23 protein-coding genes and 1 pseudogene are annotated in these 24844 nt (G+C 60.5%); 11 read left to right on the top strand and 13 right to left on the bottom strand.

What is annotated here, in order from left to right; all coding sequences use genetic code 11:
* Positions 1-67: 67 nt before the first annotated feature.
* The 6 genes from NMA58_RS14590 to NMA58_RS14565 all read right to left on the bottom strand — a co-directional run bounded on the left by NMA58_RS14590 (position 68) and on the right by NMA58_RS14565 (position 5864).
* Positions 68-1393 (bottom strand): aspartate aminotransferase family protein, encoded by a 1326-nt coding sequence (locus NMA58_RS14590; RefSeq protein ID WP_097596988.1) that lies wholly within the window; start codon positions 1391-1393, stop codon positions 68-70.
* 338 nt (positions 1394-1731) lie between these two features.
* Positions 1732-2049, bottom strand: coding sequence for an ArsR/SmtB family transcription factor (locus NMA58_RS14585; RefSeq protein WP_085778959.1), 318 nt, complete (start codon positions 2047-2049; stop codon positions 1732-1734).
* Positions 2050-2157: 108 nt separating this feature from the next.
* Positions 2158-2907, bottom strand: a complete 750-nt coding sequence (locus NMA58_RS14580; protein ID WP_430959517.1) for a HugZ family protein — start codon at positions 2905-2907, stop codon at positions 2158-2160.
* A 31-nt stretch (positions 2908-2938) separates the two neighbouring features.
* On the bottom strand, positions 2939-3991 hold the full coding sequence (choV, locus tag NMA58_RS14575) for a choline ABC transporter ATP-binding protein (protein WP_064804161.1): 1053 nt from the start codon (positions 3989-3991) through the stop codon (positions 2939-2941).
* Positions 3988-4833 carry a choline ABC transporter permease subunit gene (gene choW / locus NMA58_RS14570; protein WP_097596985.1) on the bottom strand — a complete coding sequence of 282 codons (846 nt, stop codon included), beginning with the start codon at positions 4831-4833 and terminating at the stop codon, positions 3988-3990. The genes choV and choW overlap by 4 nt, the downstream gene beginning before the upstream one ends.
* A gap of 74 nt (positions 4834-4907) precedes the next feature.
* Positions 4908-5864, bottom strand: a complete 957-nt coding sequence (locus NMA58_RS14565) for a choline ABC transporter substrate-binding protein (protein ID WP_430959516.1) — start codon at positions 5862-5864, stop codon at positions 4908-4910.
* 234 nt (positions 5865-6098) lie between these two features.
* Here NMA58_RS14565 and NMA58_RS14560 point away from each other — a divergent pair, with 234 nt between their 5' ends.
* From NMA58_RS14560 to NMA58_RS14550, 3 genes are all read left to right on the top strand, one after another.
* Positions 6099-6701 (top strand): thymidine kinase, encoded by a 603-nt coding sequence (locus NMA58_RS14560; RefSeq protein ID WP_011426320.1) that lies wholly within the window; start codon positions 6099-6101, stop codon positions 6699-6701.
* Between the two features lie 227 nt (positions 6702-6928).
* The gene (locus NMA58_RS14555) at positions 6929-8002 is read left to right on the top strand and encodes a hypothetical protein (protein ID WP_434710813.1); all 1074 of its coding nucleotides are present in this window, start codon (positions 6929-6931) and stop codon (positions 8000-8002) included.
* 232 nt (positions 8003-8234) lie between these two features.
* The gene (locus tag NMA58_RS14550) at positions 8235-9365 is read left to right on the top strand and encodes a DUF2333 family protein (RefSeq protein ID WP_097596983.1); all 1131 of its coding nucleotides are present in this window, start codon (positions 8235-8237) and stop codon (positions 9363-9365) included.
* An 11-nt stretch (positions 9366-9376) separates the two neighbouring features.
* Here NMA58_RS14550 and NMA58_RS14545 read toward each other — a convergent pair.
* The 3 genes and pseudogenes from NMA58_RS14545 to NMA58_RS14535 all read right to left on the bottom strand — a co-directional run bounded on the left by NMA58_RS14545 (position 9377) and on the right by NMA58_RS14535 (position 11089).
* Positions 9377-9837: pseudogene (locus tag NMA58_RS14545) on the bottom strand (PAS domain-containing protein).
* A gap of 45 nt (positions 9838-9882) precedes the next feature.
* Positions 9883-10608, bottom strand: coding sequence for a helix-turn-helix transcriptional regulator (locus tag NMA58_RS14540; protein ID WP_085778952.1), 726 nt, complete (start codon positions 10606-10608; stop codon positions 9883-9885).
* Between the two features lie 112 nt (positions 10609-10720).
* Complete coding sequence (locus NMA58_RS14535; protein ID WP_434710810.1) at positions 10721-11089, bottom strand: hypothetical protein; 369 nt, start codon at positions 11087-11089, stop codon at positions 10721-10723.
* On the opposite strand from NMA58_RS14535, the gene NMA58_RS14530 reads away from it, so the two are divergent.
* Positions 11076-12566, top strand: coding sequence for a hypothetical protein (locus NMA58_RS14530; RefSeq protein ID WP_434710808.1), 1491 nt, complete (start codon positions 11076-11078; stop codon positions 12564-12566). The genes NMA58_RS14535 and NMA58_RS14530 overlap by 14 nt on opposite strands.
* A 67-nt stretch (positions 12567-12633) precedes the next feature.
* On the opposite strand, the gene NMA58_RS14525 is transcribed toward NMA58_RS14530, so the two are convergent.
* Positions 12634-13164, bottom strand: a complete 531-nt coding sequence (locus tag NMA58_RS14525; protein WP_097596981.1) for a TIGR00645 family protein — start codon at positions 13162-13164, stop codon at positions 12634-12636.
* Between the two features lie 155 nt (positions 13165-13319).
* On the opposite strand from NMA58_RS14525, the gene NMA58_RS14520 reads away from it, so the two are divergent.
* Entirely contained in the window at positions 13320-14999 is a 1680-nt protein-coding gene (locus NMA58_RS14520) for a formate--tetrahydrofolate ligase (protein WP_434710806.1), read from the top strand.
* Between the two features lie 182 nt (positions 15000-15181).
* Here the strand turns inward: NMA58_RS14520 and NMA58_RS14515 are convergent, their stop codons facing one another.
* Together NMA58_RS14515 and NMA58_RS14510 are read right to left on the bottom strand one after the other, a co-directional pair.
* Positions 15182-16132, bottom strand: coding sequence for an extensin-like domain-containing protein (locus NMA58_RS14515; protein WP_434710804.1), 951 nt, complete (start codon positions 16130-16132; stop codon positions 15182-15184).
* Positions 16133-16279: 147 nt separating this feature from the next.
* Positions 16280-16552, bottom strand: a complete 273-nt coding sequence (locus NMA58_RS14510; RefSeq protein ID WP_348649560.1) for a hypothetical protein — start codon at positions 16550-16552, stop codon at positions 16280-16282.
* On the opposite strand from NMA58_RS14510, the gene NMA58_RS14505 reads away from it, so the two are divergent.
* From NMA58_RS14505 to queF, 6 genes are all read left to right on the top strand, one after another.
* Entirely contained in the window at positions 16455-18659 is a 2205-nt protein-coding gene (locus tag NMA58_RS14505; RefSeq protein WP_434713426.1) for a TonB-dependent hemoglobin/transferrin/lactoferrin family receptor, read from the top strand. The genes NMA58_RS14510 and NMA58_RS14505 overlap by 98 nt on opposite strands.
* A gap of 266 nt (positions 18660-18925) precedes the next feature.
* Complete coding sequence (locus NMA58_RS14500; protein ID WP_434710802.1) at positions 18926-21115, top strand: anthranilate synthase; 2190 nt, start codon at positions 18926-18928, stop codon at positions 21113-21115.
* A 103-nt stretch (positions 21116-21218) separates the two neighbouring features.
* Entirely contained in the window at positions 21219-21458 is a 240-nt protein-coding gene (locus tag NMA58_RS14495) for a hypothetical protein (RefSeq protein ID WP_183704695.1), read from the top strand.
* A 14-nt stretch (positions 21459-21472) separates the two neighbouring features.
* The gene (locus tag NMA58_RS14490; RefSeq protein ID WP_434713425.1) at positions 21473-22129 is read left to right on the top strand and encodes a DUF2161 domain-containing phosphodiesterase; all 657 of its coding nucleotides are present in this window, start codon (positions 21473-21475) and stop codon (positions 22127-22129) included.
* 226 nt (positions 22130-22355) lie between these two features.
* Entirely contained in the window at positions 22356-23270 is a 915-nt protein-coding gene (emfA, locus tag NMA58_RS14485) for a CDF family cation efflux transporter EmfA (protein ID WP_434710800.1), read from the top strand.
* Positions 23270-23734 carry a preQ(1) synthase gene (gene queF, locus NMA58_RS14480; RefSeq protein WP_085778944.1) on the top strand — a complete coding sequence of 155 codons (465 nt, stop codon included), beginning with the start codon at positions 23270-23272 and terminating at the stop codon, positions 23732-23734. Before emfA ends, queF begins: the two co-directional genes overlap by 1 nt.
* A 135-nt stretch (positions 23735-23869) precedes the next feature.
* On the opposite strand, the gene NMA58_RS14475 is transcribed toward queF, so the two are convergent.
* Positions 23870-24631, bottom strand: a complete 762-nt coding sequence (locus NMA58_RS14475; RefSeq protein WP_183704699.1) for a DUF2076 domain-containing protein — start codon at positions 24629-24631, stop codon at positions 23870-23872.
* Positions 24632-24844: the final 213 nt, after the last annotated feature.

Here is a 24844-nt window from a genome sequence, read left to right as displayed (position 1 = left end):
TCAGACGAAAAGACCCGCGAGAACATTGTCCATCGCGGGTCTCTGGCACCGAGCTTCGAGAGCCTCTTCAGATGTTGTTCTGAAGGATGGTCCTCAGCTTGCCGAAGAGCTCGTCGATATGCTGCTTCTCGATGATCAGCGGTGGTGAGAGCGCGATGATGTCACCGGTGGTGCGGATCAGAAGCCCGCTCTCATAGGCCTTCAGGAAGGCGGTGAAGGCGCGCTTCGTCGGCTCGCCGGCGATCGGGTCAAGTTCGATTGCGCCGATCAGACCGGTGTTCCTGATGTCGATGACGTTGGGGCAGTCCCTGAGCGAATGCAGCGCATCGGCCCAATAATCGGAAAGCTCAGCGGCGCGGGTGAGCAGACCTTCTTCCTTGTAGGTGTCGAGCGTGGCGAGGGCTGCGGCGGAAGCGATCGGGTTCCCGGAATAGGTATAGCCGTGGAAGAACTCAATCATGTGCTCCGGGCCGTTCATGAAGGCGTCATGGATCTCGGAGGTGACGAAGACGGCGCCCATCGGAATGACGCCGTTGGTCAGCCCCTTGGCGGTGGTGATCATGTCGGGCTTGACGTCGTAATATTGCGCGGCGAAGGGGGCGCCGAGACGGCCGAAGCCGGTGATGACTTCGTCGAAGATCAGAAGGATGCCGTGTTTGGTGCAGATTTCGCGCAGCTTCTGCAGGTAGCCCTTCGGCGGAATCAGGACGCCCGTGGAGCCGGCCACCGGCTCGACAATGACGGCGGCGATGGTGGAGGCATCATGCAGCGTGACGATGCGCTCGAGTTCGGTGGCGATGTCGCCGCCATGCTCAGGTTCGCCGCGGGTGAAGTTGTTCTTGCCGGGCTGGTGGGTGTGCGGCATGTGATCGACACCGGTCAGGAGCGTGCCGAACATCTTTCGGTTGGCGACGATGCCGCCGACGGAGATGCCGCCGAAATTGACGCCGTGATAGCCGCGCTCGCGGCCGATCAGGCGGAAACGCGAACCGTTACCCTTCACGCGGTGATAGGCAAGCGCGACTTTGAGGGCAGTCTCGACGGATTCGGAACCGGAATTGGTGTAGAGGACGTGGTTCATGCCTTCCGGAGCGATATCGACCAGGCGGTTCGCCAGTTCGAACGCCTTGGGATGGCCGAGCTGGAAAGCCGGCGCGTAATCGAGTTCGCCCGCCTGCTGGCGGATCGCTTCGGTGATCTTCGGGCGGCAGTGGCCGGCGTTGACGCACCAGAGGCCAGCCGTGCCGTCCAACACCTGACGACCGTCATGGGTGGTATAATACATGTCCTTGGCGCCGACGAATAACCGCGGCTCCTTCTTGAACTGGCGATTGGCCGTAAAGGGCATCCAGAAGGCACGAAGATCATTCGGTGCATTGAGGCGGTTGGACATGCTGTTCTCCTGGCCGTTGGCGGCCCGTTCCCGAGGGGTTTGTCGTCCGAATTTTTACTGCCCGGTCAAATTATCAGCGCTTCCCAACGCGTCAACGAGAAAAGTCCCAACGCTTCCCTTCTAATCAGCATCCGATGTTGCGTCGCCGGCAAGAAGTCGCGGGTCGGGCTGATGTCAGGCATCAGACGAAGGTCACGCAGAATCCGAAAAAACGACCGGCAAATCGCGTGATTTGCCGGCCGTGTCTTTAAGGTTTAGGTGCTGAAATACGTTGCCGATGCTCCCAGGGGTATTTCCATGCGGCGCGGCACCGGCGGACTGTTATGTCAGCGCTATCATCAGGCTGCGGATCTATTTCGGCTCGGAACGAGGTAGATGTCTTCGAGCGTCGCCAAGATCTTCATGACAGGCTCGGATGTGCTCGAATAGTAGATGGTCTGGGCGTCGCGGCGGGTCTTGACAAGCTTCTGCGCGCGCAGTTTCGAAAGGTGCTGTGAAAGCGCCGACTGACTGAGGCCGACTTGTGTGGCAAGTACGCCGACGGCGACTTCGCCCTTCACCAGGCTGCACAGGATCAGCAATCTTTTGGGGTTGGCCATGGCTGACAATAGTGCTGCCGCCACATTCGTGTGGTCAGCCAAATCAGGGGTTTCCATATTCTTATCTTCCTAATGCGAAACGTACATCATCTATCTGGTAAGGGCTGTCTGCCGGAGCCCGCGGCAAAATTAGCAACTGGGCTCGAAGATTGTATATACCTAAAATTAAGGTATCGAGTATGCTATTTTAGATATGTTTGAACAAATGTGATCGGAATCCACAGCGGGCGTTTCGAATTCGTATCGCAGCAAAAAGTCGCCGGAAATGATTTCAAAGCCCGCCGGATCGATGCCGCAGATGCGCCAAGAAGCCGATTTCGGGGCTTTTAAGCGCGCTGCAAGGGTTTCCGCCACATCGGGATGGCGCTCTACTAAATCTCGCACTGTTTCGGCCGCTTTGGCGGCAATCTCTTCGATTGCCGGCGATTGGATGATGAGATCCCCGCCGTCGAGATGGTAGGCGCGGCCGAAGCCGGCGTTGAGGCTCGCCTGCTCCGGTTTGAGACGGAAGAAGAGAAAATCGGGGAAATCGATATAGAGATTTGCCTTGGGATGGCGATCGAGAAAACGCGTGCGAATGCGCTCGTGGAACCGATGACCATGCTCAATCGGCTCCGCCGTGCATTGGGTCGTCAGCCGGCTATGGGCAAGCGGATCGCCTTTGCCCGGCTCACCGGTCAGCAACGAGGCGCGCGGGTCTCGTACTAGCGCTTTCGTGTGAGCTGAAAGCTTCGAAACGAGGATAACGGGCACGCCGTCGACATCGGTAGCGAGAAGGACACGGCTGGCAAAGGGAAAACCAGTGTCGGGATCGAGAACGGCAATTGCCGCGTACCGTGCGGAGCGCAGCAGCACGCGGGCGAGCCTACGGGCCTCGTCGTCGGTTTCGCGTAAGGGCGAGGGCTGATCTTTCATGTCCGCTTTGTGGCAAAGCGGATCGAAAACATCAAGCGTCCTCCTTGCGGCGATGGCGCGTGAGGCCGGCGACGATATCCTGGGCGGTGATGGTGCCGATGACGGTGCCGTTTTCCACGATGCCGATGCTGCCCGGCTGACGGGCGAGTACGTCGAGGACATCGACGAGCGGGGTCGCGGCGCGGGCCGTGGCGCTGACGCTCATACCGGCAGCGGTCTGGCCGAGGCCGGGCTGCATAACGTCGGCGGCCGTCAGCATGTTGATCGGGTTGAGGTTCTGCACGAAGTCGGCGACATACTGGTCCGCGGGGTTCTTGACGATGTCGTGCGGCGTTCCGCACTGAATGATCCGACCGCCCTCCATGATGGCGATGCGGTTGCCGATGCGGAAGGCCTCGTCGAGATCGTGGCTGACGAAGAGAATGGTCTTCTTCAGCCGCCGCTGGAACTCCAGGAGTTCGTCCTGGAGGCGGGTGCGGATCAGCGGGTCGAGGGCAGAGAAGGGCTCATCCATGAGCAGGATCGGGGCGCCGGTGGCAAAGGCTCGGGCAAGGCCGACACGCTGCTGCATGCCGCCTGACAGCTCGTTGACCTTACGGTTCGCCCATTTCGTCAGGTTGACGAGTTCGAGCTGCTCGCCGACGCGGGCCTTGCGTTCGGCCTCCGGCATGCCGGCGAGTTCGAGACCGAAGCCGACATTTTCGGCGACGGTGCGCCAGGGCAGGAGGGCGAACTGCTGGAACACCATGGAGACGGTGTGGGTGCGCAGTTCGCGCAGCGCCTTGGCATTGCATTTGTAAGGGTTGACGAGGCCGGTGGTCGTGGAGACCGCGACGTCGCCGCGCACCACGGGAGCGAGCCCGTTGACAGCGCGCAGCAAAGTCGACTTGCCCGAACCGGAAAGGCCCATCAGCACGAGGATTTCGCCTTCCTCGATCGTCAGCGAGGCATTGGCGACGCCCAGCACCAGGCCGGTCGCGGCGCCGATCTCGTCGCGCGTTTTGCCCTGGTCGGCCATGGCAAGGGCGGCTTCCGGCCGATCGCCGAAGATAATGCTGACATCCTTGAAGCTTACCGCGGTCATGCGCCGTCTCCTTCACCCGCTGTGCGGAACATGCGGTCGAGAATGATCGCCAGGATGACGATACAGAGACCGGCTTCGAAGCCTTTTGCGACATTGACAGTGTTCAGCGCACGCACGACGGGGACGCCGAGACCATCGGCGCCGACGAGTGCGGCGATGACCACCATCGACAGCGACAGCATGATGGTCTGGGTGAGACCCGCCATAATCTGCGGCGCGGCGAAGGGAAGCTCGACCTTGCGCAGCACCTGCATCGGCCGCGCGCCGAAGGCGACCGCGGCTTCGACGAGGGAGGGTGGCGTCGAGATGATACCGAGACGCGTCAATCGGATGGGAGCGGGGATCGCGAAGATGACAGTCGCGATCAAGCCCGGAACCATTCCGAGGCCGAACAGGATCAGCGCCGGGATCAGGTAGACGAATGTCGGAATGGTCTGCATCAAATCGAGTACCGGGCGCATGGCTGCATAGACCCAGGCGCGGCGGGCGGCCGCGATACCCAGTGGAATACCGATCACCATGCTGACGAAGGTGGAGGCGAGCACAAGCGCGAGCGTCTCCGTAGTCTCCTTCCAGTATCCTTGATTCATGATGAGCAGCAGCCCAACACAGGTGAAGAGCGTAATCGCGATCGACCGCCGCAGCCAAAAAGCGAGGGCGGAAATGACCGCAATGACGATCAGCGGATGAGGCTTTTGCAACACGAAGAGCAGGCCGTCGATGACGTGCGACAGCAGAAAGGCAAGCTGGTTGAAGAACCATTCGCCATTCGAGGTCAGCCAGTCCACGAAGGATTTGGCCAATGGGCCGATGGGAATCTTAGAGTCGGTGATCCAATTCAAGAGCGCGCCTATCCCGAAAAAATTAACAATCGGACAAAAATGAAACGGGGCGGCGAGCCGCCCCGTTCATGTGATCAAAGGCCCAGGCTGGTCTTGGCGGCCGCCAACGCGTCGCCATTGCCGTCGCGGGTCTTGACGCCGGCAAGCCAGGGCTCGAGCGCCGACGGGTTGGCCTTCAGCCATTCGGTAGCCGCAGCTTCCGGCTCCTTGCCGTCGTCGAGGATCTTACCCATGATCTGGTTCTCCATGTCGAGGGAGAACGTCAGGTTCTTCAGCATGGAGCCGACATTCGGGCATTCGCCGAGGTAACCGGCGCGGACATTTGTGTAGACCTTGGCACCGCCGAAGTCGGGACCGAAGACGTCATCGCCGCCTGTGAGGTAGGTCAGCTTGAAGTTGGTGTTCATCGGATGGGGTTCCCAGCCGAGGAAGACGACGGGCTTGCCTGCTTTCTCGGCCCGAGCGACCTGGGCGAGCATCCCCTGTTCGGAGGATTCGACGACTTCCATATCCTTCATTCCGAAGGTGTTCTTTTCGATCAGATCCATGACGAGGCGGTTGCCGTCATTGCCGGGCTCGATGCCGTAGATCTTGCCGTCGAGATCCTCCTTGTGGGCGGCGATATCCTTGAAATCCTTGATACCGAGCTCGGCACCCTTGGCGTTGGTGGCGAGCGTGTACTTGGCGCCGACGAGGTTCGGGCCGAAGGATTCGACCGACTTGTCATCGATGTAGGGGCGAACGTCCTTTTCCTGCGTCGGCATCCAGTTGCCGAGGAAGATGTCGATGTCCTTGTTCTTCAGCGAGGTATATGTGACCGGCACCGAGAGGACCTTGATGTCGGTCTGGTAGCCGATGCTTTTCAGGACGACGGAGGCGGTCGCCGTCGTTGCGGTAATATCAGTCCAGCCGACGTCGGAGAAGCGGACGGTGGAGCAGCTGTCGGGATCGGCGGCGAAGGCGGCGGTCGCAACGGAGAGGGCGGCGACGGCAGTTGCAGTGACGAGTTTGAATGTGCTTGTTGTTTTCATTTTAGACTCCCAGTCTTTAGGTCCCCAAGCCAATCACCAATAACCCAGTTTGACAAGCGACCTCAGTGCGTTTGCGTCGTATCGGAGGGTGCGATTGCGACGTTTGCGGTTTTTCCGATGTGCCCAGTTTTCGAGGCTTTCGACGGAGTCCAGACGGCGATTCCTGTGATTATTGCCCTTGCGGGTCTTTTCTTTGCCACTCCGAGCTTTCAATAACCGATCAAGGAGACTCTGATGGCAAAGCTCTATTTCAACTATTCGACGATGAATGCCGGCAAATCGACGATGCTGCTGCAGGCCTCCTACAATTACCAGGAGCGCGGCATGCGCACGGTGCAGCTGATCGCCGCCTTCGACGAGCGCGCCGGCCGGGGCGTGATCGGCTCGCGGATCGGGCTGGAGGCGAGCGCCATTCCCTTCGAACCGGACGAGGATCTGTTCCGACTGGTCATGACGCTGAGCGGTGAAGGGGCGCCGATCTCCTGCGTCTTCGTCGACGAGGCGCATTTCATGACGCCTCTCCATGTCTGGCAGCTTGCCCGCATCGTCGACCGGCTCGGCATCCCTGTCATGGTCTACGGGCTGAGGACGGATTTTCAGGGCAAGCTGTTTCCAGCCTCACAGGAGCTTTTGGCGATTGCCGACGAAATGCGCGAGGTGCGGACGATCTGCCATTGCGGGCGTAAGGCGACGATGGTGGTGCGGCTGGACGCGCAGGGAAAGGTGCTGCACGAAGGCGCGCAGATCGATGTCGGCGGCAATGAGAAATATGTCTCGCTCTGCCGCAGGCACTGGGACGACGAAATGAATGGGGCCTGGATCGCCGAGCCGGTCTGAGACCGTCTAGGAAGAGAGCGCCCTGGAGCTCGAATTCGTTAGACGGGAATGCGTCGAAGGCAAGCTAGCGGGGAACCTACGGAGGTCGACCCCGTGGCGTTCCTTGAGGAGCTGAAAGCCGAGCGGCGTTCCGAGCGCGTCTAGTTAGAAGCTCCCTCGATCCTAACCGCTCACACTTTTCGGCGTTATGCTCTAGCTTGAGGCAGAAGATTCCCTGGAGAGATTAGGTGCGCAGAGCCCCGCCATTCGATAGCCTGTACGAAGCCGCAGGCGGCCTTGCCGAAAAGATTGAGGCCGAGGGAGCCTATTGCGAAGCCTGCATCCGCGGCTTTGACAGCGACGAAACGCGGTCGGCCGACGAGGTTTTTCTCGAACAGAACGCGCGCTTCCAGGCCCATATTGCCGATGGCACGGCGCTCGATGCGTTGCTCGCCGAACTGGTCTTCACATTGGACCGAATGACGGCGGAGGTTTCGGCCGATCTCGATAGTTTCCGCGGATTGACGCTGCGCGAGAAAATGGCCGGCTGGACGTCGCGCCAGAGAATGTGGCGCATGTATACCGAACGCGTGCGCGAGGCGCCAGTCATCGAGCGGCTGCTCGACCTCCTGACGAAATCGGACGCGCTCGCCAGGCTGATCATGAGCCAGCGCACCTCGATCATCGAACGCCACAAGATAGCCGAACACGGACTCGTGGGCATTGTCGAGCAACGGCGCCGGCTGGTCGATTCCATCGATATCGCCCGCCTGAAGATGAAGGAGCTCAACGCCAAAGCACTGACGACGCAGGGCCGTATCGGCGTCTATGGCAACAGGGCGCACTGGGAGCAGATGGAGGCAGAGCGGCGGGCGTTGAAGGCAGAGGCCGAACGAATTTCGGCCGAGGAGCACGAGATGCGGGACGACAGCCAGCGGCGCGAGCGCTTCATCGGCCTGTTCCAGGCTTTCGTCGATTCGCTGAATGGCCGGATCGGTGCCTGCAACGTCTTACTGCGCAAGCTGATGATCGATGTCGAGGAGCGGCTGATCATCTATCAGGCGCAGGTCGATACCGACCGGCCGGGCATGAAGGTCAGGATCAAGCCGGAACTGTTCCCCGATATTGCAGCCCCGATCAGGCTGTTCGAGAAGGATATGCTGGTCGCCCAGGATCTGGAGCGGCGCAAGAGCCGGGCCGACCTCGACGTCGCCGGAAAATTTCCGGCTTACGCCGAGCTGGCACCGGAAACGTCGGGAGCGCCGCTCATCGATACGGCGCGCAGATCCTTCCGCTTCAGGTTGCCGTTCCTGCGTTCCTGAGCCGTGACGCGCGCGGTTCGCGCTGCTTTCATTCGTAAAAATCGAGGGCTCTTGTTGTGCTCGGGCTGGCGAGCGCATATGTGGATGCAACGGGGCGGCGATGTCCTCCTGCATAATTCCCTAAGCAGGAACCATTTAAGGAATTATGCAGTGACTCAAAGTGCTACAGCGTCCTTAGCGCGTCTAAAACGCGCGGCGCTGTAGTGTTCGCCTCGCCTGACAGGAGACGACGATGCTTGACCGGATTGCCGGTTTTTTCAGGCGGATCGGCCAGACGATCGGCCGCTGGGCCCGCCTGTTTTCCGCCTGGGCCTTTTGGCCCTTTCTTGCCGCGCATGGCTGGTACCAGCGCCGGAGCTGGTTGATCCGGCTGCCGATCATCGCATTCGTGGCGCTCTTCGCCGTACTTTACGGCTATTTCTTCTGGCAGACGCAGGTCTGGTCGAACTTCAACACTGCCTTCGTCGACCAATACCGCTTTTCGGAACGCAAGATTGCCGCCGGGCAGGAACTGCCGTCCGCCGAGGGCGCGAGCGGCGCGGCCACCAAGACCTGTCAGCGCTCAGCCATTGTCGATGTCACGGCTGACCTTACCGATTTCAACGTCAACCAGAACGCATGGATTTCTTCCATGCTGCTCTACAAAATGGGCTTCTTCGGGATCGACTGGGATCACACGCCCTTCCTCGACAACAAGGCCTCGTTCCAGCGTGGCATCAACCAGGCAGTCCGGCGTACCTCGGCGGAGCTTGTCGATACACTCGGGCGCGTGCGCGGCACGTCTGGCATCAACAACGATCTGCAGAGCGCGCGCGGCAATCTGCAGTTCGACGAATATAGCTGGTATTTCGGGCTCAATCCGTTCGGGCCTAAAACGCCAACGCCTTCCTACTACCGCTCGGCGATCGGCAGCCTGCGCAAGTTCAATACTGATCTGTCCGCCTGCAACGTTATTTTCGACGGCCGCGCCGACAATCTGATGCAGTTCATCGACCGCATCGCCAACGATCTCGGCGCCACCTCCGATATGCTCGCCGAGCGCTCGGAACACCATAATCGCGGCTGGTTCGACACGCGTGCCGACGACCGGTTCTGGTTCGCCTACGGCCAGCTTTATGCCTATTACGCCATCCTGACGGCTGCACAGGCGGATTTCTCGCAGGTGGTGCAGGAACGCAATCTCGGCGCGATTTGGAGCGGCACCACGCGGCAGTTCCAGGCGGCACTGCGCATCCAGCCCTCGATCATCTCGAACGGCCGCGAAGATGGCTGGATCATGCCGAGCCACCTCGCGACGATGGGCTTCTATATTCTGAGGGTGCGCTCAAACCTCGTCGAGATCCGGTCGGTGCTCGATCGTTAGAGCGTTGCGCGTCAGCGGCGCCCCGTATGATCCTCGAAGCCAACGACGCGCAGCCTCTCGACGCATTCATAGGTGACGCCGACGATGCGGCCGCCGCTGGCATCGTCACGGAAGCGGCCGATGCTGCGCACCAACTTGTAACCGCCGAGCCGGTTGTCGACGCGATAGACGAAATGGAAGCCGACGCCGTGACGGCCTGCCTCCTCGAAGGTCTGGGCGATCAGGCTGCGGTCTTCGGCGTGAATTCGAGACATCAGTTCGGCCAGATTGACCGGCCCGTCGCTATAGGGAAGATCGAAGATCGTGTGCACATCCTCGCTTGCAAAGAAATGTCCGGGTTCGATGTCGATGCGCCAGAAGCCGAAAAGGCGATAGGCCGCAACCATCTGGACGATTTCCGCATCGGTGATGCCATATGGACGCGGGACTGTGCTATCTTGTCGACGACAGGCTGTTCGAAACGAAGAGACACGATTCCCCCAATCACGGGACGACGTGCTGACCCTCTTCTGATTTTTCAGCTGATCAGCTTCAATCGAATTGCTTTTGCTACCAACTGGGTGCGATTGACGCAATCGAGTTTCTTGATCGCGTTGGTCATGTAGGCGTTTACCGTGTGATCGGAGAGCGCCAGGATCTGGCCGATTTCGATCGAAGTCTTGCCCTGTGCCGTCCAGCGCACGACTTCAAGTTCACGCGCCGACAGCGCATTGTGCGCGTTTTCCTCGTTGCGCCTGACGGCATTGTATGCGTCGAGGGCATGCAGGATGATGATCGCCAGCTCGTTGACCTCGCTCTGGCCGAGCGCCGCACGCTCGCCGCAGAACCAGAAGACCAGGCGCTGCCCATCGAGTGCAATCGTTGGCATGGCAACACCCGCAGGTATTGCATGGCGCAGCATCAAGGCGCGCAGTTCGGCTGGAAAGGCCTGTCCATTGACGGTATCGTCGAGGTGCCAGGCCTGCGGCACGGCCGACTCCCTCAGCCGTACGCCGAAAGGGCAACCGCGCATCATGTTGGCGCGATCGAAGTCTCTGATATAGGCCGCGGGAAGCGAGCTTTCGATCAGTAGCGGTTTCAGGAGGAGGTCTTCTGGCGAGGGAGCGTGCATCAGCGTCGCATAGGACAGTCCGAAAGCCGCAGAGACCCTGCCGAGCCCTTGTGCAAACAGGCCGCGCGTTCCTGCAACAGCAAGTTCCGCCGCAAGCAACGACTGTCTTTCAGAGGTGGTCATATAAGACATTTGTACGCCTCCGGCAGCCCCAATGTTAACGCTATCAAATACACAAACACTGCTGGATGCTAGTCCCAATTGCCTTATCTCAAGCCGATTAGTACGAAACGCGCAGAAATAGTCACGACTGCGCGCGCCTCGGTTGAGTTGGGGCTTGTGCAAATAGCGTTGTGGTATCTTTGACTTCTTCCGCGGCGGGATAGCTGCGGATCTCGCCTGCTCCGGGAGCCAAAAGAATCACGCCGGAAGAGCTTGGGCAGCGAGAGGCGTCGAAATCTGGCTTGCTGCGGCACGATGCAATTGATAGGCGTATTATCATGTACAACTGAGGCGATTTAATCGTGCGCTTTGCACCTGCTCTGCATTTTAAGCATCTGTTTTGTCTGGCAGTACTTGTTTTTCTTTTGTTGAACTTGTCGATCGGTGCCGCGCCTTCGCAGGCGGCTGGGCAGAAGAAGCCGGCAGGGCAGCCCCCGATGCGTTTCATCATCGTACACAGCCTCCTCTGTATAGAAGACTGTCCTGAATGGATATCGGCGGAGGGCCGCATAACCGCCGATACTCCCGCCCAGCTTAGAAGAGTTCTGAAGAAAATCGGGGACCGGAAACTGCCCGTCGTCTTCCAGTCGGAAGGCGGTGAGGTGGATGCTGCCTATGCGATGGGCCGGATGATCCGCAAGGCAGGCCTGGAAACAGCCATAGGCGGCACGCGATTGAAGGATTGCCCGGAGGATGATGCGCGTTGCGCCGCGGCTATCGCCAAGGATGGCAGCTCGGTCGGCGTCACCTATTCGGATGGTGCATACTGCTTTTCCGCATGTCCGCTGGCCTTTGCCGGCGGCATCTCACGCGTCTCGTCGCAATGGGCCTTCATTGGCGTCCACCAGATCACGACCGTCTACAACAGGGTGCGTATCTCCTATCGGATCGAATATAAGATCGTGAACGGCAAGAAGACGGAAATTTCCCGCAAAGAGGTTGGACGCAAGGCGGTGGGACAGAGCAGCTCCACCAAGCTCGGCAAGAAGGCGACTGCTGCCCTGACGACCTATTTGAAGGAGATGGGCGTTAGCGGCGATCTGATCGCCTTGATGATGAGTACGGCTCCTGATCGTATCACGATCATACCGCCCGCAGATGCACTTCGCATGGGGCTGAACACCGACATGCTGTCTTACAATGAGTGGCCGGGCATGCCGCTCTGCGTGCCGGATGCCGCCACTGATGCCGTCTGCCACGGCCATTCTGCAGTCGCAGACACAAGCGAGAAACTGCCGACAACCCAGCCGATGGACTTTCTGCTGATGCATCATGGCAATTGTCAGGAGGAGTGCACGCAGTGGATTTCTGCGGAAGGAGACATCACGCCGGATACCCCGGTTCGGCTGAAGGCGATCTTGGAGACGCTCGGCGAAAGAAAGCTGCCGGTCGTGCTTCAGTCCAATGGCGGGGACATGGATGCGGCTTTCGCGATGGGACGTATAATCCGTGCTGCAGGCCTGGAGACCTCGGTTGGCAGAACGCGGTTGCCGAACTGCCCGACGCTAAATCCGCGTTGCAAGGCGAGCATGGCCAAAAGCGGCCCAACTGAGGGGGAGGTCTCCGCCGGCGGGGCATACTGCCTTTCGACCTGTGCTCTCGTCTTGATGAGCGGAACGCCGCGAATTGTCGGATACTCCGATATCGGCCTCGTGAGACCCACCACGGCTGAATCTGCGAAATTCTTCGCCTATTTCGACGAGATGGGTGTCAATTCCGAGTCTTTCGAGGCGATGATGATTGCGACCTCGATTGAGCGAAAAGAAATTCCTCGTGCTCAGGCGCTCGAGCTTGGGATCGTCAATGGCATCATCCCTTATGGCGATGAGCCCGGCGACCGCCTGTGTGGACCCGATGCCAAGGAAAGTCTTCGATGCCCCAAAAAAGCTGAGGCAGAGATCATTCCTGCTGCTGGGGCCTCGAACTGACGCGGAAAGGAAGGCCTTGACTGCCGGCTTGCCCGCGCATCGACCTGACAAGCGGTTCGTCGTCCCTCTATCCCTCGTCCTTCAAATCGTTCTTCGACGTCACACTCATGAGCTTCTCCAGGAAGCCGAGCATGACGGCGGAGGCGACGAAGGTGAGGTGCATGAGCGTCAGCCACATGATCTTGCCGTCTTCGTATTGGTCGGCATTGAGGAAGACCTGCAGCAGATGAATAGAGGAGATGGCGACGATCGAGGAGGCGACCTTGATCTTCAGGCTGCCTGAATCGAGCTTGCCGAGGAAAGAGACCTCGTTGTCGGCGCCGTCGGCTTCATCGAAGCGGCTGACAAAATTCTCGTAGCCTGAAATCATCACCATGACGATCAGGCTTGCGACGAGGGCCGCATCGATCAGGCTGAGCATGGCAAGGATCATGCCCGCCTCGTCGAGAATGAAGACGTTGGCGGTGATCTTCAAGAGCTTATAGCCGAAGGAAACGGCATAGGCGGCGAGCGCCAACACCAAGCCCATGTAGAATGCGACGAGGAGCCAGCGGCTCGATAGGATGATACGCTCGACGAGGAGTTCCAATGCTTTCATGTCTTCACCTTCAAAAGCCGCGACGGTTGAGCGCCCCATAACCGTCCAGCGTGGCGGCTGCAAGGCGAGCGCTATTCACAGCTTGGCTATATTTCGATATCCCACTGACGAGGGAAACGCCTTCGCGCCCGCGCAGGCCGCAATGGGGAGCATCCATGCCAGCAATCAAATCGGATATCGAGATTGCGCGTGCCGCGGCCAAGAGGCCGATCTTTGAGATAGGGGCAAAGCTCGGCATCGGGGCCGAGCAGCTCGTCCCCTATGGTCACGACAAGGCAAAGGTCAGCGCCGAGTTCATCGCGGCGCAGGCGGGCAAGAAGGACGGCAAGCTGATCCTTGTCACGGCGATCAATCCAACCCCGGCCGGCGAAGGCAAGACGACGACGACTGTCGGCCTCGGCGACGGTCTGAATCGGATCGGCAAGAAGGCGATCGTCTGCATACGCGAGGCTTCTCTCGGCCCCTGCTTCGGCGTCAAGGGCGGTGCGGCCGGCGGCGGTTATGCGCAGGTCGTGCCGATGGAAGATATCAATCTGCATTTCACCGGCGATTTCCATGCGATCACCTCGGCGCACAATCTGCTGGCGGCGATGATCGACAACCACATCTACTGGGGCAACGAAGAGAATATCGACATTCGCCGCATCACCTGGCGGCGGGTCATGGACATGAACGACCGGGCGCTCAGAAGCATGGTCTCCTCGCTCGGCGGCGTTGCCAACGGTTTTCCGCGCCAGGGCGGCTTTGACATCACCGTCGCCTCTGAAGTGATGGCGATCCTCTGCCTTGCTACCGACCTCAAGGATCTGGAGCGGCGGCTCGGCGACATCATCATCGGCTACCGCTTTGATAGGACGCCGGTGCGTGCGCGCGACCTGAAAGCCGATGGCGCGATGGCGGTGCTGCTCAAGGATGCGATGCAGCCGAACCTCGTACAGACGCTGGAGAACAATCCGGCCTTCGTGCATGGCGGCCCGTTCGCCAATATCGCCCATGGCTGCAATTCGGTGACGGCGACGAAGACGGCGCTGAAGCTCGGCGACTATGTGGTGACGGAAGCGGGATTCGGGGCCGATCTCGGGGCTGAAAAATTCTTCGACATCAAATGCCGCAAGGCCGGGCTGAAACCGGACGCGGCAGTTATCGTCGCGACCATCCGGGCGCTGAAGATGAATGGCGGCGTGAAGAAGGAGAATCTCGGCACGGAGGACGTCGCGGCGCTGAAGAAGGGCTGCGCCAATCTCGGCCGGCACGTTGCCAATGTGCGCCGCTTCGGCGTGCCCGTCGTCGTCGCGATCAACCATTTTGTCATGGATACCGATGCGGAGATCGCGGCGGTGAAGGAATTCGTCTCGCGGCTCGGCGCCGAAGCGATCCTCTGCCAGCACTGGGCCAAAGGTTCGGCCGGCATCGAGGAACTGGCGCATAAGGTGGTGGAGCTGGCCGAATCGGGCCAGGCGAAATTCCAGCCGCTCTACGGCGACGACATTTCGCTGTTCGAGAAGATCGAGATCGTCGCCTCGAAGATCTACCATGCGGGCGAGGTGACCGCCGACAAGGCGGTGCGCGATCAGCTGCAGACATGGGAGGAGCAGGGCTACGGCAAGCTGCCGGTCTGCATGGCGAAGACGCAGTATTCCTTCTCTACCGATCCGAACCTGCGCGGCGCGCCGGAAGGCCATATCGTCTCGGTGCGGGAGGTGCGGCTTTCAGCCGGAGCCGGCTTCGTCGTCGCCATCACCGGCGAGATCATGACGATGCCCGGCCTGCCGAAATCGCCGTCGGCGGAGCGGATTTTTTTGAATGAGCAGGGTTATATTGAAGGCTTGTTCTGATCAGAGGCGGACTTCCCGAAACGCTTGACCAGACGGTGTTTCCGACGCTTTTCAAAGTCTGGATCGATAAACAACCGGATAAGGCTTTGCATCGTGCCGAGGAACAACGGTCCGATGGCAAAGGCCCAATGGAATTCACCGGTAAATATGAAGTCGACAGCGATGATCAGGAAACTGGTTCATCAGTGACAATAGCGATAGCCGCCCTTCCTTTCAATGACGTCGAGATGAAAATGGGTCTCGTGGGCGGCGTCACTTTCGGGGTCGAGGACAGTGGTGAAATAGAGACAACCGGCGGCGCTGACGGTTCGCTGAAAGGCGCCGGTCAGTGTGGAGTCCTCGCGGCGGGAGCGGACGGCGACGTCCTCGCCTTTCTCGAAATGGAAGCTTGCAATGTCGATAGCGTTGCCGCGAGCATGTTCGGAGATCTTGCCGGTTCCGGCGCCGTTGCGCAGGCGGCACATATAGGACGTTGCCTGGTTAACTGATGTGATGCGGCCCTGTCCCGGCAGGGCAGCGGCGGCGGCGGGGATGACGCTCTCCTTTATCCAGCGGGCAAGCGCGAGGGCGGCCGGGCAGCGCATTGTCGCTTCCGGCTTGAGCGCAATGCCGGGCAGGGCTTCGGAGACGATGATCGGCTTGTCGATGCCGCAGCCATTGCCGTCGTCGATGCGCGGCGCTTCCTTGAAGACAACGCCCAGAGCCTGAAGGGCGGCGGTGCATTCTGCATGTTCAGCATCGCTCTCGGGCTCGATTGTCAGTTGCTGCTCTTCGAGCGTCTGCTCGCCCTGCGGCTTGTTTTTTTCCGACGCCTGGGGGCGACCGGCAGTACCCGGCGGCAGCGGCGGACCTTGCATCGGTTCCGTCGGCTCCGGTTTTGCCGGGGCGGCCTGCGGCGCGGGCGTCTGGCTGGATGCCGGCGCCTCCGGCTCCTTCACGTCCGGTTTCGCCTGAGGGGCGGGAACTTCCTCCGGTGCGGGCGGTTCCGCCTTTTCCGCTGGCGGCGCAGACGGGCTGGTCGTCTGTCCGGTATCGGGCCGAGGTTCTGGCAAGGGGCCCTGCGCAGGCAGGCGGGCGCCGGCAAGAAAGACGCTAGCGGCGAATAGGATCGCCAGTGTCGAAAGTTTCCTCAATGGGCAGAGATCCTAGTATCCTCGCGGGTAACAACGCATGTGGGCGTTTTTCGTTGCAATTGTGCAACGTCCTACGAGATCGTTAATACTTGATGGGAATATTCAACATAAGGCACTCACCTATGTTGACAATGGTGCTCATGTTTTTTATGCGGCGAAAAGAGGGCGGAATTCTGCTTCGTCTTCATCCGCAAAAGCCCAGCCAGCCCCTCGAGCGTTCGACGCGCCACGACCAGCCAGCCCGGTAATCACCATCTGAGGGTAGGTTATGATCATCCGGTATTGGCGCTCTGTTCTATCGGTCTGCACGGCAGCCGCAGTTATTCTTCCTGTTTCGCAGTCTTTCGCACAAAGCGTCCCGGCCAGCACGCCGGAAGCCGCGTCGGAGGACAGCACCGTGTTGCAGAAGATCGTCGTCAAGGGCAAGCGCGTGGCGCCGGGCAGTGTTGCCGATACTCCGCTCGCGACCGAGATCACTCAGAAGCAGCTGGAAGAGAAGCAGGTCACTAATTACGACGACATCGGCCGCAGCGTCGATGCAGGCGTGAACTATTCGCGTGCCGATGCGGGCTTCAACCTGCGCGGTCTTTCCGGTGCTCGCATCTTGACGACGATCGACGGCATTCCGATCCCTTACATCTCGAACAGTTCGCGCCAGGGTGCTTTTGCGCCTGCCAACGCCAATGGCGGCGGCGATATGTTCGATTTCGATTCGCTGTCCTCGCTCGATATCGTGCGCGGCGCGGATTCGAGCAAGGGCGGTTCGGGCATGCTCGGCGGCGCTATCGTTCTCAATACGCTGGAGCCGGAGGATCTGATCCCCGAAGGCCGCGATTGGGGCGCGATCGTGAAATCGACCTATGACAGCGAAGACCGCAGCCTCTCCGGCTCGGCCGCCGCCGCCAAGAAGATCGGCGGCACCTCGATTCTGTTCCAGGGCGGTTACCGCAAAGGCCATGAGCGGGCGAACATGGGCAACAATGACGTTTACGGTGCTCTCCGCACCGAGGCGAACCCGGCTGATTTCGACCAACACAACCTGCTCTTCAAACTGCGCCAGGAGCTGGAAGGCGGTCATCGCATCGGCTTGACGGCGGAACGCTTCCGCCGCGACCTGGAAACCGACCTGCGCCATCTTCAGGGAGGAACCAGCCCTCGCAACTTCATGATCGACAATTATGACGGTCGCGAACAGCGTGACCGCGATCGCGTATCGCTCGACTACGATTATGAAGCGCAGTCTTCCGACGCGGTCTTCAGCAGTGCGCGCGCCACGCTTTATTGGCAGGATTTGAAGAAGGAGGCCGGCAGCGGGGGCCGTACGACCGCCAATGTTGCCTATGGCCGCAACAACGAGGTCGAAAACGAAACCTGGGGCTTCAGCGGCACCGCGACCAGGGACTTCGAATATTCCGGCCTCAGCCACTCCGTTCGCGTCGGGCTCGACGTCGGCGTTTCCAGCTGGAGCCAATATAGCTGGGCCCTGTGCCCGACATTGACGACGTGCCCGGCGCTGAACAACCAGGCGGAAGTGCCGAATGTGGACAGTCAGAACCTTGGGCTTGCTGTCGAAGACAAGATCGAGATCGGCAACACCGGTTTCACGCTGACGCCCGGCGTCCGCTTTGACTGGTTCAACTACGATCCCTCGACCGGCGGCGGTTTTGCCAACAATACCGGCCTTACCCGTTTCGGCGATCTTCGCGACCGAACGGAAGCCGCCATGTCGCCGAAGATCCTTGCCACATTCGACCTGACGCCTGATGTAGAGCTCTATATGCAGCTGGCGGTCGGCTTCCGCGCGCCAACCGTCGACGAACTCTATAGCCGCTTCTATAACCCCACCGGCCGCTACGCCCAGCTCGGCAATCCTGATCTGGAACCCGAAATCGGCCGCGGCATCGAAGTCGGCGCCAATTTCGACACGGGCGATTTTACCGGCCGGGTCGCGGCTTTCCATACCCGTTATCAGAACTTCATTGAGACGGTGACGAGCGTCGACGCGACAGGCTTTACTGAGTTCAATTACACGAACGTGGCTGCGGCGACGATCTCGGGTATTGAAGCCAGCACCGTCAAGACCTTCAATAACGGCATCAATCTGCATGCTTCGCTTGCCTATGCCTATGGCAGGAACGAAGAGACCACCCAGCGCCTGCGCTCGGTGGCGCCGTTCAAGGCGATCATCGGCGGCGGCTGGAGCAATGAGACCTTCGGCTTCGACCTTTCCTCGACGCTTGCGGCCGGCATGCTCACGGACCATCTCAATACACCGGTCACGAACACCAACGACACGACCTTTGATGCGCCCGGTTACGCAATCGTCGACTTGACCGGCTGGTGGACGCCGGAACAGTTGCCGGGCCTGCGCGTCCAAGCTGGTGTCTACAATATCTTCGACCAGGAGCACTACAACGCGCTCGCCGTGCGCGACGTCAATCTCAGCTCGGCGACAGCGTCGCAGCCGCGGGAGTGGTATTCCGAGCCGGGTCGCACATTCAAGGTCTCGCTCACCAAGACTTTCTGAGCCAGTCATGCCTTCAAGGCTGGGGAGGGGCGGCTTTCGGGCCGCCCTTTTCATTCGTGCGATCGCCTCTTGCGTGGCGGCTGATCTCAGGCTAACAATTTTCGCATGATCAAGTCTTTGAACATTGCTGTTTGGTGGTGGGCTCGCTGAGGCGGCCTCGACCAATCGTGTCCAAAGACGACGACGAGTGAGCCGCCCGAAACTTCGAGGCGGCTTTTTTGTTTTATCGCCGCCTGTCGTCCGGGCCCCGATAACGGAGTGGAACTATGGTAACGATCCTGCGGGATGATGGTGCGGAAATCTACGAGACCAAGGGCGGCATCACCGTCACCCGGCAGCGGCGGGCGATCCCCTATGCCGACGCGGTCTCTTCCTATGTCGACAAGCTCGACGAGCGCCGCGGCGCGGTCTTCTCGTCGAACTACGAATATCCGGGCCGTTATACGCGCTGGGATACCGCCGTCGTCGATCCGCCGCTCGGCATCTCCTCCTTCGGCCGCGACGTCTGGATCGAGGCCTATAATGAGCGCGGGGAGGTGCTTCTCGGCTTTGTGACCGAGCGGCTGAAGACGGTGCCCGAGCTTGTGCTCGGCGCCTCCTCCGGCCGCCGTCTCGACCTTTCCGTCAAGGCGCCGGATCGGGTGTTTACCGAGGAAGAGCGTTCGAAGATGCCGACGGTTTTCACGGTGCTGCGCGCCGTGACCGACCTTTTCTATTCGCTGGCGGATGCGAGCCTCGGCCTCTACGGCGCCTTCGGCTACGACATCGCCTTCCAGTTCGACGCGATCGATTTGAAGCTGACGCGGCCCTCTGATCAGCGCGACATGGTGCTCTACCTGCCGGACGAGATCCTGGTCGTCGATAACTATGCCGCGAAAGCCTGGATCGACCGCTACGATTTCGAGAAAGGCGGCGTGACGACCGAGGGCAAGGCTGAGCAGATCGCGCCGGAACCCTTCAAGCAGACGGATGCCATTCCGCCGAAGAGCGACCATCGACCGGGCGAGTATGCCGAACTCGTCGTCAAGGCGAAGGAGAGCTTCCGCAAGGGCGATCTGTTTGAAGTCGTGCCCGGGCAGAAATTCATGGAGCGCTGCGAAAGCAAGCCTTCCGACATTTCCAAGCGGCTGAAGGCAATTAATCCATCGCCCTATTCCTTCTTTATCAATCTCGGCAATCAGGAATATCTGGTCGGCGCCTCGCCCGAAATGTTCGTGCGCGTCTCCGGCCGGCGCATCGAGACCTGCCCGATCTCGGGCACGATCAAGCGCGGCGACGATCCGATCGCCGACAGCGAACAGATCCTGAAGCTCCTGAACTCCAAAAAGGACGAATCCGAACTCACGATGTGCTCGGATGTCGACCGCAACGACAAGAGCCGCGTCTGCGAGCCTGGCTCGGTCAAGGTGATCGGCCGCCGCCAGATCGAGATGTATTCGCGCCTCATCCATACGGTCGACCACATCGAGGGGCGGCTGCGCGACGACATGGACGCCTTTGACGGGTTCCTCAGCCACGCCTGGGCCGTGACCGTCACCGGTGCACCGAAGCTCTGGGCGATGCGCTTCATCGAGAGCCATGAAAAGAGCCCGCGTGCATGGTATGGTGGAGCGATCGGCATGGTCGGCTTCAATGGCGACATGAATACCGGCCTGACGCTGCGCACCGTGCGCATCAAGGACGGCATCGCCGAAGTGCGCGCCGGGGCGACGCTGCTCAACGATTCCATTCCTGAGGAAGAAGAAGCCGAAACCGAATTGAAGGCCTCTGCCATGCTTTCCGCCATCCGAGACGCCAAGACCGGCAATTCCGGCAAAATCCAGCGCGACGTTGCCAGCGTCGGCAAGGGCGTCAACATCCTGCTCATCGATCATGAGGACAGCTTCGTCCACACGCTGGCCAATTATTTCCGCCAGACCGGGGCAACGGTTTCAACCGTGCGGACGCCGGTGCCGGAAGAAATCTTCGACCGGTTGAACCCGGATCTAGTCGTGCTGTCGCCAGGTCCCGGCAATCCCAAGGATTTCGATTGCAAGGCGACGATCAAGAAGGCGCGGGCCCGCAACCTGCCGATCTTCGGCGTCTGCCTCGGCCTGCAGGCGCTCGCGGAAGCCTATGGCGGGGAATTGCGCCATCTGGCGCTGCCGATGCACGGCAAGCCTTCGCGCATCCGCGTGCTGGAACCCGGCATCGTCTTCTCTGGCCTTTCGAGGGAAGTGACGGTCGGCCGCTACCACTCGATCTTTGCCGATCCCTCGACGCTGCCGCGGGAATTCATCATCACGGCGGAAAGCGAGGATGGCACGATCATGGGTATTGAACATGCCAAGGAGCCGATCGCTGCGGTGCAGTTCCATCCCGAATCGATCATGACGCTCGGCGGCGATGCGGGCATGCGAATGATCGAGAATGTCGTGGCGCATCTGGCGCGCAAGGTGAAGACGAAGGCGGCCTGAGCCTAGCTCCATCCCGCCCCTTTCCATGTTCGGATAGGGGCGAGGGTTGACTTCGTTGGGCAAATCAGAACATTTCCGGAACGATCAACCGGGAATTATCGCTGTGGCCAGTGCCGAGAAGTTCATCGTCCTTCCCTACCGCAAGAACCGCGGCAGTCTCGTGCCTGGCGAAATGCGTCAGGCCTCGAACGCCGTCAGCGCGGAAAAGATCGCTTCGGCGATGGCCGAGCGTTTCGTCGGCGTTGCGGCCTATGCCGTGATGGTCGACGAGGAGACCGGCGACATGACCTCGCCGCGACTGCTCGCACGATATGGTGAGATTGCCGATCTCAACGCTGGCTGATGCGCGATTTTCTGATGGAGACATCGCTCTACCTGCCGGTCAAAGCCTTCCTGGAAGCGGCCGGTCATGTGGTCAAGGGTGAGGTCGGCGGATGCGATCTCGTCGGGTTGAGCGATGGCGAGCCGCCGGTCGTGGTGATCTGCGAACTCAAGCTCTCCTTCAATCTGGAACTGCTGCTTCAGGCGGTCGATCGGGCTGCCGTGAGCGACGAAGTCTGGATCGCGGCGCGCGTTTCGGCCAAGGGGCGCGGGCGGGAGACGGACAAGCGCTACCGCGACCTCTGCCGGCGGCTCGGCATCGGCATGCTCGGCGTCTCGGATGGCGGCGAGGTCAGCGTCATCGTCAGTTCGATCTCGCCGATGCCGCGCACCAATCCCAAGCGGCGCTCGCGCCTCGTCAAGGAGCATCAGCGCCGTCGCGGCGATCCTGCCGTCGGCGGCGGCTCGCGGGCGCCGGTCATGACGGCCTATCGCCAGCAGGCGCTGCTCTGCGCGGCCGCACTCGACCGCGGAATTGTGCGTCCGCGAGATATGAAGGCGCTGACGCCAAAGGCCGGTCCGATCCTGCGCGACAACGTCTATGGATGGTTCGAGCGCCGGGAAAAGGGCGTCTATGCCCTGACGACGGCCGGCCAGGCCGCGCTTCTGCGGTGGCCGCAATCTCTCGGGTAAGATTTCCGCTCCCCCGGCGCTGTAGAGGATCGCGTATCGGGTGCCGGCACTGCTTCCCGTCGGGAAGCGACCACTGGCTGTGAAGGGACCCCTCATTCTCTTTGACAAATCCTCCATCATCGCCCATATCAGCCGCGACTGGGCCGCCTGCGCGACATTCGCGTGGGCGGTTTTGCATTTCAATGGCTTGGACCCTGCAATTCATTCGCAACCGCAGGAGGACGATATGAGCGACAACGGCGATCTTACTGTTCAAAAGCTGGCGATGTGGGGTATTCCGCTGTCCCTCGGCGTCATGGGCCTGAAGATGGTGGCCTGGTGGGTGACCGGATCGGTGGCGTTGCTGTCGGACGGGCTCGAATCGACGGTCAACGTCGTGGCCGCCTTCATCGCCTTCTTCGTCATCCGCTACGCGCAGAAGCCGGCCGATCACGACCATCCTTTCGGCCATCACAAGGCGGAATATCTCTCCGCCGTGACCGAAGGCGTGCTGATCGTCGTCGCTGCGCTGCTGATCGTCAAGGAGGCGATCGGTTATCTCGCGGAACCGCGCATGCTCGATGCGCCGGTGCTCGGCCTTGCGATCAATATTGCCGCCGGCCTCATCAATGCGGTCTGGGCGCGGCTGTTGATCCGGACCGGACGCAAACATCGCTCGGCGGCGCTGGCGGCGGATGGGCAGCATATCATGTCGGATGTGGTGACATCCGTCGGCGTGCTAGTCGGCCTGCTGCTGGCGCTGGCGACGGGTTATGCGATCTTCGACCCGGTTCTTGCCATTATGGTTGCCATCAACATTCTCTATCAAGGCTGGAAAGTGATCTCGCAATCGATCAGCGGTCTGATGGATCAGGCGGTCGAGCCGCAGGAAGAGGAAGCGATCAAGCAGGCAATCGCCACCCATGCGGCGGGTTCGATCGGCGTGCATGACCTGAAGACGAGGCGCGCTGGCACCGTCACTTTCATCGATTTTCACATGGTGGTGCCCGGCACTATGTCCGTGCGGCAGGCGCATGATATATGCGACCGCCTTGAGGATGCCATCAGAGCGGTGCATGAGGGCGCCAAAATAGCCATTCATGTGGAGCCGGAGGGCGAAAAGGCCCATGGCATCCGCGTCAAAGTCATCAAGGAGGCATGATGCCGAATACCGATGTTTCCAGCCTGTCGATGCTGGGTCAGCAAACCGAAACCGCGAAATCGCCGGAAGAGGCGGTGCTGGAGAAAGTGCCGGCCAATCATGCCGGCACCGACTATGTCGTGCGCTTCACCGCGCCGGAGTTCACCTCTCTCTGCCCGATGACGGGGCAGCCGGATTTCGCCCATATCGTCATCGACTACATCCCCGGCGAATGGCTGGTGGAATCGAAGTCGCTGAAACTTTTCCTGTTTTCCTTCCGCAATCACGGCGCCTTCCACGAGGATTGCTCGATCTACATCGCCAAGCGCATCGTCGAACTGCTCGACCCCAAGTGGCTGAGGATCGGCGCTTACTGGTATCCGCGCGGTGGCATTCCGATCGACGTCTTCTGGCAGACGGGCAAGCCACCGGAAGGTGTGTGGCTGCCGGAGCAGGGTGTCGCCACCTATCGTGGACGTGGGTGAGGAGCGTCGGGCAAAGCCCGAGCAATCGATCCAGTGAATCGATTGCAGCGACGAACGCCCTGAGCTTAAAGCGAAGGGCCGGGAGACAGTGCGGCAATTGATTACAAACTGCCGCCCATTTCTGCTCGTTAGACCTCAAACATCCGTGACGTCGTCGCCAGACGAATCATCACTATAATCATCGCCGTCATCGTAATCGGCCTGCTGCAGGTTGTCGTCATTGTCATTGCCGGCAATATCCGCGGCCTGACGGACGTCGTCGTTGCCGTAATAATTGTTGATGATGGTTTCCTCGGTCGGGGCGGCTGCATTGCCGAAGGGGTTGGCGCCGAAGGGTGAGCCCCAGCCGAGCGAGGACATGTGGTTGCCGAAAATGCCGCTCAGGGAGTTGGCAAGCAGCATGCCGCCGGCAACGCCCGCGGCCGTGCCGAGCGCACCTCGCAGAAAGCTGCCGCCGGCAGACGGCGCGTAGGCCTGCTGACTCCAGGGGCCGGTGGGCTGCTGCGGCGTCTGGCGATCGTAGCCGCGCGGCTCGTCATAGGCGCGGGACGGTTGCCCCCAGGGGCCGGGGTTGGAGGGGACAGGCGCGGGCTGCTGCGTCTGGGTATTGCCGAAGATTGAGCTCAGGAAACCGCCGCCCTGTTCGGCCTGGCGGTGCTCGCTGGCTCCGGCTTCAAACTGCCGGACGCGCTCTTCAAGTTCCTTGATGTGGTTGGCGGCAGCTTCCAGCCCCTTTTCCTGCACGATGACGGCCTGGGCGAGATAATAAGTGGCGGACGGCTGCTCGCGCGTCGCCTGGTCGATCAGAGCTTCGGCCTCGCGGTCGCGCGGCTGGGCTTGCGCGGTGCGCACGCGATCGAAAAGGGCGGTCAGCAATTGGCGTTCTTCCGGTGACATGTCCGGTCTCCTGTTGATCTCTTTTGGCGATTGCCATGTGAGAGGTGAGGTAGGAACCGATTCCGGCTTTTCAAAGCCTTCCACCGTTACATTTCAGTAAGGCTTGCGGAACAGTGCGCGGCTTCTTAAGGATATCTCCACCGCTTCGATGCCTTGTGTTTTTCCCGCATTGTTTTAGGCATTGAGTCGCACTATGTGCGAGGAACCCGAATT

This window comes from Rhizobium sp. YTUHZ045 (assembly GCF_051124255.1).
GTDB lineage: Bacteria > Pseudomonadota > Alphaproteobacteria > Rhizobiales > Rhizobiaceae > Rhizobium.
The sequence above is the reverse complement of the archived record's forward strand: the minus strand, read 5'-3'. Positions and strand labels throughout refer to the sequence as shown.